The organism is Pantoea sp. Ae19-2, assembly GCF_059801205.1.
Map to the genome: position 1 here is coordinate 750086 of NZ_JBCHWE010000001.1, position 15734 is coordinate 765819.

Annotated in this window: 15 protein-coding genes; 12 read left to right on the forward strand and 3 right to left on the reverse strand. The window is 55.8% G+C overall.

The window, feature by feature from the left end:
* Positions 1–22 precede the first annotated feature (22 nt).
* The 8 genes from AAIE03_RS03640 to mlaA all read left to right on the forward strand — a co-directional run bounded on the left by AAIE03_RS03640 (position 23) and on the right by mlaA (position 6540).
* Positions 23–763, forward strand: a complete 741-nt coding sequence (locus AAIE03_RS03640; RefSeq protein ID WP_014594213.1) for a heme ABC transporter permease — start codon at positions 23–25, stop codon at positions 761–763.
* Positions 760–993 (forward strand): heme exporter protein CcmD, encoded by a 234-nt coding sequence (gene ccmD / locus AAIE03_RS03645; protein WP_105077774.1) that lies wholly within the window; start codon positions 760–762, stop codon positions 991–993. The genes AAIE03_RS03640 and ccmD overlap by 4 nt, the downstream gene beginning before the upstream one ends.
* A complete protein-coding gene (ccmE, locus tag AAIE03_RS03650; RefSeq protein WP_014594211.1) occupies positions 990–1475 on the forward strand; it encodes a cytochrome c maturation protein CcmE in 486 nt (161 codons plus the stop codon). Before ccmD ends, ccmE begins: the two co-directional genes overlap by 4 nt.
* Positions 1472–3430, forward strand: a complete 1959-nt coding sequence (locus AAIE03_RS03655; RefSeq protein WP_019106028.1) for a heme lyase CcmF/NrfE family subunit — start codon at positions 1472–1474, stop codon at positions 3428–3430. The genes ccmE and AAIE03_RS03655 overlap by 4 nt, the downstream gene beginning before the upstream one ends.
* Entirely contained in the window at positions 3427–3981 is a 555-nt protein-coding gene (locus AAIE03_RS03660) for a DsbE family thiol:disulfide interchange protein (protein ID WP_014605344.1), read from the forward strand. Before AAIE03_RS03655 ends, AAIE03_RS03660 begins: the two co-directional genes overlap by 4 nt.
* Positions 3978–4433 (forward strand): cytochrome c-type biogenesis protein, encoded by a 456-nt coding sequence (locus AAIE03_RS03665; RefSeq protein WP_022623449.1) that lies wholly within the window; start codon positions 3978–3980, stop codon positions 4431–4433. The genes AAIE03_RS03660 and AAIE03_RS03665 overlap by 4 nt, the downstream gene beginning before the upstream one ends.
* Complete coding sequence (gene ccmI / locus AAIE03_RS03670; RefSeq protein ID WP_029569037.1) at positions 4433–5644, forward strand: c-type cytochrome biogenesis protein CcmI; 1212 nt, start codon at positions 4433–4435, stop codon at positions 5642–5644. Before AAIE03_RS03665 ends, ccmI begins: the two co-directional genes overlap by 1 nt.
* 131 nt (positions 5645–5775) lie before the next feature.
* The gene (gene mlaA / locus AAIE03_RS03675; protein WP_014605347.1) at positions 5776–6540 is read left to right on the forward strand and encodes a phospholipid-binding lipoprotein MlaA; all 765 of its coding nucleotides are present in this window, start codon (positions 5776–5778) and stop codon (positions 6538–6540) included.
* 166 nt (positions 6541–6706) lie between these two features.
* Here mlaA and fadL read toward each other — a convergent pair whose 3' ends face one another.
* Positions 6707–7984: a long-chain fatty acid transporter FadL gene (gene fadL, locus AAIE03_RS03680; protein WP_498562796.1), complete on the reverse strand. Its 1278-nt coding sequence runs from the start codon at positions 7982–7984 to the stop codon at positions 6707–6709.
* A gap of 358 nt (positions 7985–8342) precedes the next feature.
* On the opposite strand from fadL, the gene AAIE03_RS03685 reads away from it, so the two are divergent.
* The 4 genes from AAIE03_RS03685 to sixA all read left to right on the forward strand — a co-directional run bounded on the left by AAIE03_RS03685 (position 8343) and on the right by sixA (position 12916).
* Positions 8343–8639 (forward strand): YfcZ/YiiS family protein, encoded by a 297-nt coding sequence (locus AAIE03_RS03685; RefSeq protein ID WP_014594205.1) that lies wholly within the window; start codon positions 8343–8345, stop codon positions 8637–8639.
* A gap of 162 nt (positions 8640–8801) precedes the next feature.
* Positions 8802–10112: an acetyl-CoA C-acyltransferase FadI gene (gene fadI / locus AAIE03_RS03690; protein WP_014605349.1), complete on the forward strand. Its 1311-nt coding sequence runs from the start codon at positions 8802–8804 to the stop codon at positions 10110–10112.
* Positions 10112–12232: a fatty acid oxidation complex subunit alpha FadJ gene (fadJ, locus tag AAIE03_RS03695; RefSeq protein ID WP_228225612.1), complete on the forward strand. Its 2121-nt coding sequence runs from the start codon at positions 10112–10114 to the stop codon at positions 12230–12232. Before fadI ends, fadJ begins: the two co-directional genes overlap by 1 nt.
* 201 nt (positions 12233–12433) lie before the next feature.
* A complete protein-coding gene (gene sixA / locus AAIE03_RS03700) occupies positions 12434–12916 on the forward strand; it encodes a phosphohistidine phosphatase SixA (protein ID WP_013026570.1) in 483 nt (160 codons plus the stop codon).
* 77 nt (positions 12917–12993) lie between these two features.
* On the opposite strand, the gene AAIE03_RS03705 is transcribed toward sixA, so the two are convergent.
* Both AAIE03_RS03705 and smrB read right to left on the reverse strand, forming a co-directional pair.
* Complete coding sequence (locus tag AAIE03_RS03705) at positions 12994–14814, reverse strand: methyl-accepting chemotaxis protein (protein WP_019106023.1); 1821 nt, start codon at positions 14812–14814, stop codon at positions 12994–12996.
* Between the two features lie 275 nt (positions 14815–15089).
* Positions 15090–15638, reverse strand: a complete 549-nt coding sequence (gene smrB / locus AAIE03_RS03710) for an endonuclease SmrB (RefSeq protein ID WP_013026568.1) — start codon at positions 15636–15638, stop codon at positions 15090–15092.
* Positions 15639–15734: the final 96 nt, after the last annotated feature.

A 15734-nucleotide genomic window follows, 5' to 3' on the forward strand; every position in this document is an offset into this window, starting at 1 on the left:
ATTTTAATGTGAGCAATTGAACATGTGGAAAGGATTACATCAGCTGGCTAAGCCCGAACGGCTCTATCAGTTGTGCGGTCGCCTGCTGCCGTGGTTTGCTCTGGCCAGTGCGGCGGTACTGCTGCTGGCCTGGGTATGGGGATTTGGCTATGCACCGGCAGACTACCAGCAGGGTGACAGCTTTCGCATTATGTATATCCACGTTCCGGCGGCCATGTGGTCGATGGGGATATACAGCGCGATGGCCGTTGCGGCGTTCACGGGGCTGGTCTGGCAGATGAAAATGGCCGATTTAGTGTCAGCGGCGATGGCGCCAATCGGTGCCGTGTTTACCTTTATCGCGCTGGTCACCGGTTCTGCCTGGGGCAAGCCGATGTGGGGAACCTGGTGGATATGGGATGCCAGACTGACGTCAGAACTGGTGCTGCTGTTTTTATATCTGGGCGTGATTGCGCTGTATCAGGCCTTCGACGATCGTCGCATGGCCGGGCGGGCCGCAGGCGTGCTCATTTTGGTCGGGGTGATCAATCTGCCCATCATTCATTTCTCTGTGCAGTGGTGGAATACCTTACATCAGGGATCGTCCGGGTTGCTGCAACAGGCGATCGCGCCGCCGATGCGCACGCCGCTGCGCTGGGCCATCCTGGGTGACCTGCTGTTGTTTATCACCTTAACGCTGATGCGCTTACGTAACCTGATCCTGCTTACGGAACGTAAACGTCCCTGGGCAATTGCCCTGGCGAAGACAAGGAGCAAAGTATGACGCCCGCTTTTGCCTCATGGCATGACTTCGTTGCCATGGGCGGCTACGCCTTTTATGTGTGGCTGGCGGTGGCAGGCACGCTGGTGCCGCTTTTCGCCCTGATCTTGCATAGTAGGTGGTCACACCGACGTTTGCTGGCGGACATTCGCCAGCGTGATGCACGGGAGCGCCGCCTGCGAGCGGCCAACGTTCAACGTACCGCCAACCCTACGTCAGGAGAAGAGAAGTGAATACCCGCCGTCGTAATCGCCTGTATGTCGTGGTGGCGATACTTACCGGACTTGGGCTGGCGACCGCACTGGTGATGTATGCGCTGCGGTCCAATATCGATCTGTTTTATACGCCGGGTGAAATCCTGGAGGGAAAAGGCGATGCGCACATCAAGCCTGAGCCCGGACAGCGCCTGCGCGTGGGCGGCGTCGTGATGCCTGGCAGCGTGACGCGGGATCCCCACACGCTGGCGGTTTCCTTCCAGCTTTATGATGGTCGCGGTGTGGTCAACGTGAGCTTTGTCGGTATTTTACCGGATCTGTTCCGCGAAGGTCAGGGCGTTGTCGCGCAGGGCGTACTTGAACCCGGCAACCTGATCAAAGCCAAAGAAGTGCTGGCAAAACATGATGAAAACTACACGCCTCCCGAAATCAGCACCGCGATGAAACCCGCACCCTCTGCGCAACAGGCCGCGAATAACCCGGCAGGACGTACACCATGATGCCAGAACTGGGCAGTTTCTTACTCTGTCTTGGATTAGCGTTGGCGCTGCTGCTCAGCGTCTATCCGCTGTGGGGCGCCTGGCGCCTGGATGCCCGCCTGATGGGCATGGCACGTCCGCTTGCCGTTGGCCTGTTTGCCTGCGTCGCGGGGGCTTTTATGCTGCTGGTCTGGGCGTTTATCGTTAACGATTTTACCGTGAGCTATGTCGTCAACAACTCAAACTCACTGCTGCCGGTTTACTACCGCATTGCGGCCACCTGGGGCGCGCATGAAGGCTCGTTGCTGCTGTGGGTGCTGCTGCTGAGTGGCTGGACGCTGGCCGTTGCAATCTTCAGCCGCGGTATGCCGCAGGACGCGCTGGCTCGGGTGTTGTCGGTAATGGGAATGATCAATCTGGGCTTTTTGCTGTTTATCATCCTCACCTCCAATCCCTTCAGCCGAACGCTGCCCGATTTTCCCGTAGACGGTCGCGATCTTAATCCAATGTTGCAGGATATCGGCCTGATCTTTCATCCGCCACTGCTGTATATGGGCTATGTCGGATTCTCCGTGGCCTTTGCTTTTGCCATCGCCTCATTAATGGCGGGACGGCTGGATACCGCCTGGGCGCGCTGGTCGCGTCCCTGGACTACCGCCGCCTGGTTATTCCTGACCATTGGCATTGTGCTGGGTTCCGCTTGGGCTTATTACGAACTGGGCTGGGGCGGCTGGTGGTTCTGGGACCCGGTGGAAAACGCCTCCTTTATGCCGTGGCTGGCGGGCACCGCCTTAATGCACTCGCTGGCGGTCACGGAAAAACGCGGCACCTTCAAGGCCTGGACGGTGCTGCTGGCTATTACCGCGTTCTCACTGAGCCTGCTCGGTACCTTCCTGGTCCGTTCCGGCGTGCTGGTCTCGGTACATGCTTTCGCCTCCGATCCGGCGCGCGGCATGTTTATTCTCGCATTTTTGGTCATCGTGATTGGCAGCTCGCTGCTGCTGTATGCCATTAAAGGCGGCCAGGTGCGCAGTCGGGTGCAAAATGAGCTCTGGTCGCGAGAATCTTTTCTGCTGGGGAATAACGTCCTGTTAATCGCGGCCATGCTGGTGGTCCTGCTCGGCACGCTGTTACCGCTGGTGCATAAACAGTTAGGACTGGGCAGCATTTCGGTAGGCGAACCCTTCTTTAATACCATGTTCAGTTGGCTGATGGCTCCGCTGGCGTTAATGCTCGGTATTGGGCCGTTAGTGCGCTGGCGACGAGATGAGCCACAAAAGCTGGTTCGTCGTCTGCTGATAGCGCTGCTCGTGACGCTGCTGGCCTCCGTGCTGCTGCCCTGGTGGTTGCAGGATCGTGTTGAAGCCATGACGGTGGTGGGATTACTGATGGCGGTATGGATCATCCTGTTGACCCTGATGGAGCTGCATGAGCGTGCCACTCATCGTCATCGTTTTTTTACCGGATTACGTCACCTTTCGCGCAGTCACTGGGGCATGGTGCTTGGACATCTCGGCGTGGGCGTCACCGTTATTGGCATTGCGTTCAGTACCCAATACAGCGTTGAGCGCGACGTGCGCATGAAAGCGGGCGACAGCGTCGATATCCATCACTACCATTTTGTTTTTCGTGATGTTCAGGACTTACAAGGCCCTAATTACAGCGGCGGCGTGGCGGTCATTGACGTTTCCCGCAAGGGCAAGCCGGAAGCCGTGTTGTATGCGGAAAAACGCTTTTACTCTGCCGCGCGCACCATGATGACCGAGGCGGCGATCGACGGCGGCTTTACCCGCGATCTTTACGCCGCGCTGGGTGAAGAGCTCAGTGACGGTAGCTGGGCGGTGCGTATCTACTACAAACCCTTCGTCCGCTGGATCTGGTTTGGCGGCTTGTTTATGGCCGTCGGAGGGCTGTTCTGTTTGCTCGACCCGCGCTATCGCTCGCGCAAGAAAGCCGATCGCGAGGTGCGGACATGAAAAAAATTCTATTTGTTCCGCTGGGCTTATTTTTACTGCTGGCTGCCGCGCTGCTGTGGCAGCTGTCACGTAATGCGGAAGGCGACGATCCTTCACGGCTGGAATCGGCCTTAATTGGTAAGCCCTTGCCCGTGTTCAGGCTGGAGGCGCTGGATAAGCCAGGCAAAACCTATGATCAGCAAACGTTGATCACCGGTAAACCACTGTTGCTGAACGTCTGGGCAACCTGGTGTCCGACCTGCCGCGCCGAGCATCGCTATCTTAATGAGCTGGCAGAGCAGGGCGTTCGGGTTGTAGGGTTGAACTACAAAGACGATCGCCAGAAGGCAGTAACCTGGCTGAACACGCTGGGTAATCCTTATGCGCTCAGCCTGTATGACGGTAACGGGATGTTGGGCCTCGATCTCGGCGTTTATGGCGCACCTGAAACCTTTTTGATTGATGGCAAAGGCATTATTCGCTATCGCCATGCTGGCGATCTGAACCCGCGCGTCTGGCAACAGGAAGTCAAACCCTTGTGGGATAAATACACGAAGGAGAGCGGCGCATGAGATCCCTGATGATGATGCTTTGTGGGCTGCTGTTTAGTGCCAGCCTGTGGGCCGCGATTGATACCTATGCGTTTGACTCCGTGGCGCAGGAGGAGCAGTACCGTGAAATCACGGCCTCGCTGCGCTGTCCCAAATGCCAGAACAACAGCATCGCCGACTCTAATGCGATGATTGCGTCAGATATGCGGTTGAAAGTTTATCAACTGATGAAGCAGGGGCAGAGCCGTCAGCAAATCATCGACTATATGGTGGCGCGTTATGGCAATTTCGTCAGTTACCAGCCGCCTGTCACGCCCTCAACCCTGATCCTGTGGGCCGGGCCGGCGCTGTTTGTGATTGTGGGCGGTACCGTGATCGTGTGGCGTAGTCGTCAGCGTAAAACCCGAAGCGAGCTTGATGACCAGGAACAACAGCGTCTGGCGGCGATTCTGAAGTCGGACAGGAAACGATAATGGCTGTCTTTTTACTCACGATTTTTCTGCTGCTGCTGGCGGCCAGCGTACTGTTTTTAGCCGCAGGCTGGCGTCAACGTGAAACCCACACGGCAGCGCGCGACAACCTTAATACGCATTTTTATCGGCAGCGGCTGGCTGAGATGACCCTGGACGAAGAGCAGGGCGTAATTGCCGATCGCGCCGTGATGGAGCAGGAGTTACAGCAAACCCTGCTTAGCGATATTCCGCCCGCTTCGGATGCCCACTCGCACCGCAGCCGTCGCTGGGTGCTGTTACCCGGCCTGATCGTTTTAGTAATCGTGTCTCTGGCAAGCTATCTTAAAACCGGTGGCTTAACGCAGTTAAGTGGCTGGCTCCAGGTGCAGGAAGCGTATCCGGCGCTGCGCGCCCAGCTCATGGATCCCCATGCCCGGCCACTTACCCAAGAGCAGCTCTCTGGCTTGCAGCTCGGTTTGCGCAGCCAGCTGCAAACCGAACCTGATAACCTCAGTGGCTGGGCGATGCTGGGCCGCCTCGGTATGGTACTCAACAATGCCACGGGCGCGCGTCAGGCTTTCGAGCATGCGTTGCAGCTGGCACCGAATAATTTTGCCCTGCAGAAGGATTATGCTGAGGTGCTGACGCGATCGGTCGATCCTCAGGATAACCGCCAGGCCGGGCTGCTGCTCAAGGATCTGCTTAAACAGCATCCGCAGGATATCCGCACCCTAAGCCTGCTGGCCTATAATGCGTTTGAACAACAGCAGTATTCGCAGGCGATAGACAGCTGGCAAACCCTGTTGCAGGTGTTACCGGCCGACGATCCTCGTCGTGAGGGCATTGCGCGCAGCATTGAGCAAGCCAAAACCGATGCAGGGCAGCAAAGCAGTCAACTAACGGTCGAGGTGACGCTTTCTCCCCAGGCAGAAAAAATGTTACCGCCGGGCGGAGTCATGTATATTTCGGTGACTGACGCCGTCTCGCCGGTGCCGGTGGCGGTGAAACGCGTCTCGCCCGGACACTTTCCCGTCTCGCTGACGCTGGATGACAGCAATGCCATGTTACAGGACCGACGTCTTTCAACACAGAAACAGATTCAGGTTCGCGTCAGGATTGCACGAAATGGCCGCGCAAATCCTGAGCCGGGCGACTGGTTTGGCGCCAGCGCGATAGTCCCCTGGGATGGCCATCAGCACATTGACGTCGCGATTGATAAACAGCAGCCTTAACCGGCTGGAGTCTGGCAATGTCTGAATCTGCCAACCGCACGGGAGATATCAGCTATGCTTGCTGGACTGCGCTGATCTACCCGCTGAAACTCAGCAGGGTATAAATAACTTATATGCACAGGGAGAAAAAAATGGATCACCGCCTGACCAGCCTGGCTTTGACCAGTGTGCTTCTGGTTGGTTGTGCCAGTTCAAAGCCTGCTGACGATGCGCCTGCAGGGCGTAGCGATCCGCTTGAAGGTTTTAACCGCACAATGTTTAACTTCAACTATAACGTGCTGGACCCTTACGTGCTGCGCCCTGTGGCAGTGGCCTGGCGCGACTATGTTCCCGTGCCTGCGCGCGCGGGCCTCAGCAACTTCCTGGGCAACCTCAGCGAACCTGCCAGTATGGTAAATGCGATTCTGGTCGGCGAGCCGCGCAATGCAGGTATCCACTTTACACGTTTCTTCCTGAATACGGTGCTGGGGCTGGGCGGTTTCATTGATGTCGCCGGTAAAGCCAATCCGGAACTGGCGCGCCAGGGACCGCAGCGTTTTGGTACCACGCTGGGTCACTATGGCGTGGGCTATGGGCCTTATGTGCAGTTACCGGCCTATGGCAGCTTCACGATACGTCAAGACGGCGGTGATTACGTCGATACGCTTTATCCTGTGCTTGGCTGGTTGACCTGGCCCATGTCCATCGGTAAATGGACGCTGGAAGGCATCGAATCGCGCGCACAGTTGCTGGACTCGGATGCTATCCTGAAACAGCAACGCGATCCTTACGCCTTTATCCGTAGCGCCTACTTCCAGCGCTACGACTTCCTGGCGCGCGGCGGCAAGCTGAAGCCAGAAGAAAATCCGAATGCGGCGGCGATCCAGGACGATCTGAAAGACATTGATTCGCAGTAAATCATGGCCCGCCTGAAGCCGCCTGTCGCAAGGGCGGCCTGATAAGCGGCCCGGGGTGATGACGTGAAGCTGTTACAGGGTTGTCACCAGGCTGCATGACGTGTGACGTTCCCATGAGCAATAAAAAAGCGACACTCAGTGTCGCTTTTTTTATGCATTTCGTGCATCAGAACTTGTAGTTGAAGCTTGCGCCATACAGCCAGGCTTTACCACTAGAGTTAAAGGTATAGGAGCCTTCCTGCACGGTCACTTTCTGACCGTGCATGTAAGACACGCCGACGTCTACCGATGCATCGTCGTTAAACGCATAAGAGGCACCGGCGCTCAGCCACAAACGGTCCTGATCCGGGATAGAGATAGAACGCTTGTCAGCCGGAACCGGGCTGTCATCAAAGGCGATACCGCTGCGGAAGGTCCAGTTTTTGTCGTACTGGTAGGTGGTACCCAGTGCGATGCGGTAGGCATCGTGGAAACCTTCATCTTTATAGAACAGCGTCTGGCCGTTTGAGCCCGTTGCTTTCAGCTCCTGAAACTGACTCCAGCTGGTGTAGGCCAGGCTATAGTGCACGGCCCACTGTGGTGCCACTTTATGCCAGCCTGAAACTTCCCACATTTCCGGCAGGTTTAAGGTTAACGCGCCGGGAACTGTAGAGCCGTTTGTACCTGTCGGGAGATTAGTAACTTCTGGGTTATTACGAGGATTGAATGGCAGGCTACTTTTATAGTCTCCATCAAAGTCAATTTTCACTTCGGAGCGGTAGGTAAAACCAAAACGGTTATTGTCATCGACTTCGTAGAGTACGCCAGCGTTCCAGCCGTAGCCCCATTTGTCCCCCTTAAGATAGGCAACTTGCGTATCTGCGGGTATACCGAGCCGTGCGCCCGCTTCACCAGCATAGCGCTCAATTTTAGCTTTGGCATATACAGCATCAAAACCTACCCCGAAGCTGAAATGCTCATTCAAACGATAAGTCGTGCTGAGGTTCAGGTTACCCGTCATCAGGTCAGTTTTGCCGCCCAGCCCGCCCGCGGTATAACCGTTGTTAAACTCTGTCGCCAGGCCGTAGTTAGACGTCGCTGACGCGCCTACCCACCACTTGTCATTGATCGGCTGGACGTAATGCAGGTTAGGGATCCATTGGTTCGGTGCGATGTTTTTCGCGTCCAGGCTGCGGCCCGTCGGGCTTTGGCCACTGATATCCACTTCAGGATCGATGTAAACCGCACCGATTGAAAATTCAGGGCGATCTATGAGTGCCATGGTTGCCGGGTTACGACTGGCTGAGGCCGCCGTATCACCCATTGCGCCTTCGCCAGAATAAGCGCGACCTAAACCAATGGAAGAAAATTCATTTAACTGAAATCCGGCTGCATATACGTTAGAGGAAATAAGCGCTACTGCAGCTGCCACGGCTGACTTTGCGAACAGGTTTTTATGGTTCATGACCACAACCTCATGTGAATTATTATTTAACGTTGTGACGTCGCGTAACAAGGAACGGCGGATTGTATGGACTGATGTCAAATGCACATATCAGACCAGTGCGGAGAGTATAGGTCCGACCTGTACACATGTTGCAATATTGTTTTTAAAATATTTCCAATTTGATAGGTGAAAATTCGATCTGCTTAACACTTCTCGGGAATAAATGGGCAGAGCGGCAGGAGCAAAACTGATCCACATCAAATTTTATTGTGATATTCGTCACTTAGCGCGGTGTGTGTAGCGGGTTGATAAGCCAGAGCGTAAAATTTTCAGCAGAAAACTCACCCACCTTATGATGTGATGTCAGGAGAAAATCATGACAAATGCTTTAAAAAAATGTAGCGCGACGGAAACGGCTGCCTGCTGTTGCGTTGATGTTGGTACGGTGATGGATAATTCAGACTGTACGGCCAGCTGGTCAGCATGGTGTAAAGATCGCGCAGATGCCGAAACGAAACTGGCGCAGCTGACGGAAAGGGCGCGCCAGGTCGAGTCAGAACCCTGCGTTATCGATTCCAGCATGGTAGAAGAGGCCGGTGGCGTGCAGCTTAATATCGACTTTACCTTTAGCTGTCAGGCCGAAACCCTGATTTTCCAACTGGGTTTACGTTAAACATTTCGGCGCCGCTGCTCCGCGGCGTTTTTCATTTTCGTGTTTCTTATCTCACTTTTCTCCTCCTGATGTTGGCGGCGCACCCGCTTGTGGTTAACACTGTGGATCAGGTCAGACCTCTTTCGGCAATGATGCCTCGGTCACGATGTACAGGTGGATACAATGAGCAAAGCGCAGTCACTGCTGACGCGTAATGGCGAGCGCATCGCCATCACCCACGGATTACGTACGCCTTTTCTTCGCCAGGCCACGGGTTTTCACGGCATCCCTGCGGTTGAACTGGGTCGCATGGTGATCAGCGAAATCATGGCTCGAAGTGAACTCCCGGTTGAGGTGATTGAGCAACTGGTCTTCGGTCAGGTGGTGCAAATGCCGGAAGCGCCAAACATTGCACGCGAGATCGTCTTAAGCAGTGGCCTGAGCGTCAATACCGATGCTTATAGCGTCAGCCGCGCCTGCGCCACCAGCTTTCAGGCGGTGGCAAACGTCACCGAAAGCTTACTGGCAGGTACGATTTCTGCCGGCATCGCAGGCGGGGCGGACTCCTCCTCTGTGCTGCCCATTGGGGTCAGTAAAACGCTGGCGCGCGCGCTGGTGGATATGAATAAAGCGCGTGGCTTTTCACAGAAGCTACACATTCTCCGGCGGTTGCGCCCTAAAGATCTGTTACCGGTTCCGCCTGCCGTTGCGGAGTACTCCACGGGATTACGTATGGGGGATACCGCAGAGCAGATGGCCAAAACGCATGGCATCAGCCGGGAAGAGCAGGATGCATTGGCCCTGCGCTCGCATCAGCGCGCGGCCCAGGCCTGGCAGTCAGGCGTACTGAGTCAGGAGGTGATGGCCGCCTTTGTGCCGCCGTGGAAAGCGCCCATCGAGCAAGATAATAATGTGCGTATGGATGCAAAAGCCGCCGATTATGCCCGGCTGCGTCCGGCATTTGACCGTCAGCACGGTACCGTTACTGCGGCAAACAGTACGCCGCTTACCGATGGGGCTGCTGCGGTCATTTTAATGCGTGAAGGCCGGGCAAAAGAGCTTGGAATACAGCCGCTGGGCTATTTACGCAGCTATGCGTTTACCGCTATCGACGTCTGGCAGGACATGCTGTTAGGGCCGGCCTACGCCTCGCCGCTGGCGCTGGATCGTGCCGGGATAGCCTTAAAGGATTTGACGCTGATTGATATGCACGAAGCCTTTGCCGCTCAGACGTTAAGCAACCTGAAAATGTTTCGTGATGAACGTTTTGCCCGGGACGTGTTAAACCGCGCCCATGCGCTGGGCGAAGTTGACGAGGCACGTTTTAATGTCTCGGGCGGATCGATCGCCTTTGGGCATCCGTTTGCCGCAACCGGCGCACGCATGATTACCCAGACGTTAAATGAATTACGCCGCCGGGGCGGCGGGCTGGGTTTAGTCACAGCCTGCGCCGCCGGGGGTTTAGGGGCAGCAATGGTTCTGGAGGCCGAATAATGGAACAGAGCGCGTTCACATTACAGATGCGGGACGATCATGTAGGCGTGATCACCATTGATGTACCCAATGAAAAGATGAATACGCTTAAAGCGGCATTCGCGGCACAGATTGCGGCAATCATTGCGGAAGCACGCAAGCATCCGCAACTGCTGGGGCTGGTGCTGATTTCAGGCAAACCTGACAACTTTGTTGCAGGGGCCGATATCAGCATGATCGATCGCTGCCAGAGCGCCCACGAGGCAGAAGCGCTGGCCAGACAAGGGCAGGACGTGATGGCGGCGATTGCGGCATTGCCATTTCCTGTGGTGGCGGCAATCCATGGTGCTTGTCTGGGCGGCGGGCTTGAGCTGGCGCTGGCCTGCAACGCGCGCATCTGTTCGCTGGACGATAAAACCCGTATTGGCCTGCCTGAAGTGCAGTTGGGGCTACTACCGGGGTCGGGCGGCACGCAGCGCCTGCCTCGCTTAATCGGCGTACAGAAAGCCTTACCGCTTATCCTTACCGGTAAGAACCTGCGGGCCAGGCAGGCGAAAAAGCTGGGCATTGTTGATGATGCCGTGCCGCAGGCCATCCTGCTTGACGCCGCCGTTGAACTGGTGAAGAAAGGGAAATACCGCAGAGCGCCGCTGCCCCTGCGCGATCGTCTGCTGCAGGGCCCGATGGCTCGTCAGGCGCTGTTCGCACTGGCCAGACGCGAAACCGATCGTAAAACCCAGGGTAACTACCCAGCGGCACGACGCATTATCGAGGTGGTTCGCATCGGCCTGGAGCAGAGCAGCCAGGCCGGTTACGCCGCGGAAGCGCGGGCGTTTGGCGAACTGGCGATGACGCCAGAGTCGGCCGCGCTGCGCAGCCTGTTTTTTGCTTCCACCGCCATCAAGAAAGAGAACGGCACCCAGGCTGAACCACGACCACTCCAACGGGTCGGTGTGTTGGGCGGCGGGCTGATGGGCGGCGGGATCGCCAGCGTCAGCGCCGTTAATGCGGGGCTACCGGTGCGCATCAAGGATATCAGCCTTAAAGGCATCAACCATGCCCTGCAAACCAGTTGGGATCTGCTGAGTAAAAAAGTGAAACGCCGGCAAATCAGTCCGGCACAGCGTCAGCAGCAGATGGCGCGCATCAGCGGCAGTACCGACTATCAGGGATTCACCCAGCGCGATATCGTGATTGAGGCGGTCTTTGAGGACCTGGATCTGAAAAGACAGATGGTGGCGGACGTCGAGTCGAACTGTCAGCCTCAGACGATTTTTGCTTCCAATACCTCATCGATTCCCATTGCCGAGATTGCGGCGACGGCACGGCGCCCGGAGAACATCATCGGCCTGCACTATTTTAGCCCGGTGGAAAAAATGCCGCTGGTCGAGGTGATCCCGCATGTCACGACATCGCCTGAAACGCTTGCCAGTACGGTAATGCTGGCACGGAAACAGGGTAAAACGCCGATAGTGGTGGCCGATAAACCTGGTTTTTACGTCAACCGTATCCTCACACCATACATCAACGAGGCCATGCGCTGCGTGGTGGAGGGGGAACCGATCGATCACATTGATCGGGCGCTGGTGAAGGCGGGATTCCCGGTGGGGCCGGTTCAGCTACTGGATGAAGTTGGCATTGATGTCGGCAGTAAGATTTCACCGGGCCTGCAGCAGGCTTATGGCGAGCGGTTTGCCGCGCCTTCCGCGCTGGATGCCGTGATTAAAGACGGTCGCAAAGGACGCAAAAACGGTAGGGGATTCTACCTGTACGGATCGTCGCGTCTGGCGCGTAAGAAGGTCGATCCGGCGGTGTACGGCTTAGTGAAGACCCGGCCGGTGGCAAAGCAAAGCGGCGCCCAGATTGCCGAACGGTGCATGATGATGATGTTAAACGAAGCGGTGCGTTGCCTGGATGAGCAGGTTATCCGCTCGCCGCGGGACGGCGATATCGGTGCGGTGTTTGGCATTGGTTTCCCCCCCTTTTTGGGCGGGCCGTTCCATTACATCGACAGGCTGGGCGCGGCAGAAATCGTCAACAGATTAACGCGGCTTCAGCAACAGTACGGGGACCGTTTTGCGCCCTGTGACGCGTTGCTGCGCGCAGCGGAGCAGCAGACAAAGTTTTACACTTCTTCATAAATTCGAATACCCACTCCGATTCAGGGGGTTAGAAACGCGCCGCACAAGCGTGAGGCGCTGCACGAATCTGACAGGTGCTTATTTAATAAACAACCGGTTGACTATACTGAAGTCATTAGGGTACAACACGACGTTCATTCGCAGAATGAAGCGCCTGATGCGGATGCATCAGGCGATGTCGACAAACAACAGCGGTGCTTTATGCAAGTTTTTATCATGCGTCACGGCGATGCGGCTCTTGAGGCTGCCAGTGATTCAGTCAGGCCTTTAACGCTTTGTGGATGTGACGAATCACGTCAAATGGCGAACTGGTTAAAAGGTCAGTCTGTTGACATTGAACGTGTACTGGTCAGCCCCTATCTCCGTGCGCAGCAGACGCTTGCCACATTTCGTGAGGCGTTCCCTTTGCCAGAAGGGGAGGATATTTTGCCGGAACTGACCCCCGGCGGCGATCCCGGTCTGGTCGGATGCTATTTGCAGGCACTGGCGAATGAAGGGGTTAAATCGGCGCTGGTTATCTCCCACTTGCCACTGGTGGGCTATCTGGTGTCGGAGCTTTGCCCCCAGGAAACCCCACCGATGTTTGCCACCTCGGCCATTGCCTGCATTGACTTCGATCCGGCTGAAAGTCAGGGTAAACTGTTATGGCAGGTCAGCCCCAAAAAACTCGCGAAAGCGATGTAATAATGTCGGGCCATTTACTGGCCCGAACATGAAAACGACCCCCGAACGTCATTCCCGTCTGCTTCTTTCCCTGCAGGTCAGGCAATCACAAAACGTGATACTGAGCCCGCCAGCGTTTGCGCCTGGTCATGGAGCGCGCTTGCCGCCGCAGAGGACTGTTCCACCAGGGCCGCGTTTTGCTGCGTCACGTTATCCATTTCAACGATAGCCACGCCGACCTGCGCAATGCCGCGGTTCTGCTCTTCAGACGCGTGAGAGATCTCGTTCAGTATCTCTGTCACATTGCTGACCGAGGTGACGATTTCTCCCATAGTGTTACCTGTCTGACTGACCAGCTGTGAACCGGCGCGGATGCGGGCAACCGAGTCCTGAATAAGCGCTTCGATTTCTTTTGCCGCCAGCGCGCTGCGCTGCGCCAGATTTCTCACCTCACTTGCGACGACGGCAAAACCACGGCCCTGTTCGCCAGCCCTTGCCGCTTCTACCGCGGCGTTCAGTGCCAGAATGTTGGTCTGAAACGCAATACTGTTAATGACGGAGGTGATCTCGGAGATTTTCCCCGAGCTGGCAGAAATTTCATCCATGGTGCTGACGACATTGGTCACCAGCTCTCCGCCACGGCTCGCCGTGTCAAAGGTTTGCTGCGCCAGCCTGCTGGAATGATGAATATTATCGGCGTTCTGTTTTACTGTCGCAGTCAACTGCTCCATGCTGGCTGCCGTTTGCGCAAGGGCCGCTGCCTGGCTTTCTGTCCGTGCCGATAAATCATTATTCCCGGAGGCGATTTCTGCGGAAGCCTGGCTGACGCTTGTGACGCCGCTGCGAATCCCGCTGATAATCCGTCGCAGTTCATCGCTCATCTCGCCTACCGCGCGCATGAGCTCGCCCAGCTCATCCCGACGGGTCGAGTTGAGCATGATGCTGAGGTTGCCACGCGCCATCTGGTTCGCCACGTTCAGCAGTTCAGAAAGTGGACGCGTCAGCTGTCGGGTAATAAACAGGGCGATAACAATACCTGCCACGATGGCAGCGATAACAATGGCAGCCATTAACCACACGGCCTGTCCGGCATCGTGATTGGTGGCATCCAGCTGTTGCGTAAACAAGTTATTGCTCATGTCCGTCAGGGTCTTACCCGCAACCGCCAGCTCGGCTGTGGCCTCTTCGCCTGCTTTCACGGAGGCCATCAGCGCATTAATGTCAGCTTGTTTCCCGTCAAGCTGTTCGCTGATTTTTGCGAGCGTTGCATTGTCTGCCGGGTTAAGGCGAGGTGCAACCTGTGCGATAAGCCCGACGGTTTCAGTGAGGAAGTTGCTGAGTGCGCTGCGATCGGCATCTTTGTGCTCAAGGCCAAAGAGTTTCACCCGCACCGCGACGCCAGCCAGATGCTTATTGATTTCCTGTAAGGCTGCGGCAACCTGCGCGTCATTGCTGCTGCTCGTGGCAAGCTGGCTGATCCCCCGCATTTCTTCTTCGACAGACAGGCTTTGTAAAGCCTGAGCCCCATTACGAACGGCCTGCACGGTATCGGCCCGTTTCTGCCGGTAGGTGGCAATGGCTGACGGCATCGCCGTAATCATCGCCTGCTGACTGGCATCCCAGCGAAAAACGCCCAAATTTCTCAGGTTCTGATCCACCTCTTTCAGCATGGCTTCGTTCAGATCGATGAATTTTTCATCATGTGTTCTGACGAATTGCAGCCGGGCATCTTTGGCCTGTGAAAACCGATCGTTGACACTTTTCAGCTCCCTGAGCTTTTCGGCCCGGACGCTAATATCGTTGAGGTTTTTAATACCGCATATCGCTACGGCCAGACTCAAAAGCAAAATCAGTCCAAAACCGAGCATTAACTTTTTACCTACGTTTAAATTCTCAAAAAAATGACTTAATGCGCTCATTCAAAATGTTCCCTTGGTCAATACGCCAAAATGTTGAAGCCTAATGTGCCTAAATGCCTAGACGTTATCGGCAAGGGAAAACTTGTATTGAATATAAATAGTTTCTTAAGCAAATAGTCTGCGTCAGCCTGAACAGAAAGCAGCAGAACGCCTGGCCAAACAGGGTCGGGATCGGGCGTTTAAGGGGAGCGACGTGTGAGTCCCGTTTAACGGGCTCCCCCGTCAAAGGGGGAGGCAGCGGGGCAAGGTGCTTAAGCCGTTTTGCTGCCTGAATGTCAGGGCAGCTCTGGCGGTTGCCACTCTTCTACTTCAATCAGCACCAGCAAGGCAGCGTCGCCACCAAACATTTTAGGTGCCTGGTGAAAGGCCATTACCCAGGGATGTTGAGCCAGCCAAAGCGGCGTTTGCTGCTTTAGAATATGTTTACCATGTCCGGTCATCACGCTGGCGCAAAAAAGGTGTTCGCGACGACAGGCGGCAATTAGCGCGCCTAACTCCTGCTTGGCCTGCATCTGTGTTAACCCATGCAGATCGAGAAAAATCTCTGGCGTGTAATCGCCCCGACGCAGCTTTTTCAGCTCAAAATGGCTCACGTCCGCGCGCACATAGCGCGTCGCCCCTTCAGTGGAAAGCAGCGGCTGGAACTCATCGGAAAAGTAGTGGCTGTTATCCGCCTGTTCAGACAGCAGCCTTTTTATCGGCACTTCCCGGGTTTTAACCGCCGGTTTGTGTACGATAGTGTCTTGTTTTAACTGACGCGTTCCTGTCATCAACTGGCGAAACAGCGCTTGATCATCCTGGCTCAGGGGGTTTTTTTTACTCATGGGTGGTGAATCATGTCTGAGGTGGCTGATTAACAGCAGAAGCCGATACCTTACCGTTAACCGTCATTAATTGTCAGCTTTTTCACCTTGCTGCGC

What these genes read in the sequence shown, in the direction of transcription:
- AAIE03_RS03640 (WP_014594213.1), top strand. Translation starts at nt 23, where the DNA reads ATGTGGAAAGGATTACATCAGCTGGCTAAGCCCGAACGGCTCTATCAG.
- ccmD (WP_105077774.1), top strand. Translation starts at nt 760, where the DNA reads ATGACGCCCGCTTTTGCCTCATGGCATGACTTCGTTGCCATGGGCGGC.
- AAIE03_RS03655 (WP_019106028.1), top strand. Translation starts at nt 1,472, where the DNA reads ATGATGCCAGAACTGGGCAGTTTCTTACTCTGTCTTGGATTAGCGTTG.
- AAIE03_RS03660 (WP_014605344.1), top strand. Translation starts at nt 3,427, where the DNA reads ATGAAAAAAATTCTATTTGTTCCGCTGGGCTTATTTTTACTGCTGGCT.
- AAIE03_RS03665 (WP_022623449.1), top strand. Translation starts at nt 3,978, where the DNA reads ATGAGATCCCTGATGATGATGCTTTGTGGGCTGCTGTTTAGTGCCAGC.
- ccmI (WP_029569037.1), top strand. Translation starts at nt 4,433, where the DNA reads ATGGCTGTCTTTTTACTCACGATTTTTCTGCTGCTGCTGGCGGCCAGC.
- mlaA (WP_014605347.1), top strand. Translation starts at nt 5,776, where the DNA reads ATGGATCACCGCCTGACCAGCCTGGCTTTGACCAGTGTGCTTCTGGTT.
- fadL (WP_498562796.1), bottom strand. Translation starts at nt 7,984, where the DNA reads ATGAACCATAAAAACCTGTTCGCAAAGTCAGCCGTGGCAGCTGCAGTA.
- AAIE03_RS03685 (WP_014594205.1), top strand. Translation starts at nt 8,343, where the DNA reads ATGACAAATGCTTTAAAAAAATGTAGCGCGACGGAAACGGCTGCCTGC.
- fadI (WP_014605349.1), top strand. Translation starts at nt 8,802, where the DNA reads ATGAGCAAAGCGCAGTCACTGCTGACGCGTAATGGCGAGCGCATCGCC.
- fadJ (WP_228225612.1), top strand. Translation starts at nt 10,112, where the DNA reads ATGGAACAGAGCGCGTTCACATTACAGATGCGGGACGATCATGTAGGC.
- sixA (WP_013026570.1), top strand. Translation starts at nt 12,434, where the DNA reads ATGCAAGTTTTTATCATGCGTCACGGCGATGCGGCTCTTGAGGCTGCC.
- AAIE03_RS03705 (WP_019106023.1), bottom strand. Translation starts at nt 14,814, where the DNA reads ATGAGCGCATTAAGTCATTTTTTTGAGAATTTAAACGTAGGTAAAAAG.
- smrB (WP_013026568.1), bottom strand. Translation starts at nt 15,638, where the DNA reads ATGAGTAAAAAAAACCCCCTGAGCCAGGATGATCAAGCGCTGTTTCGC.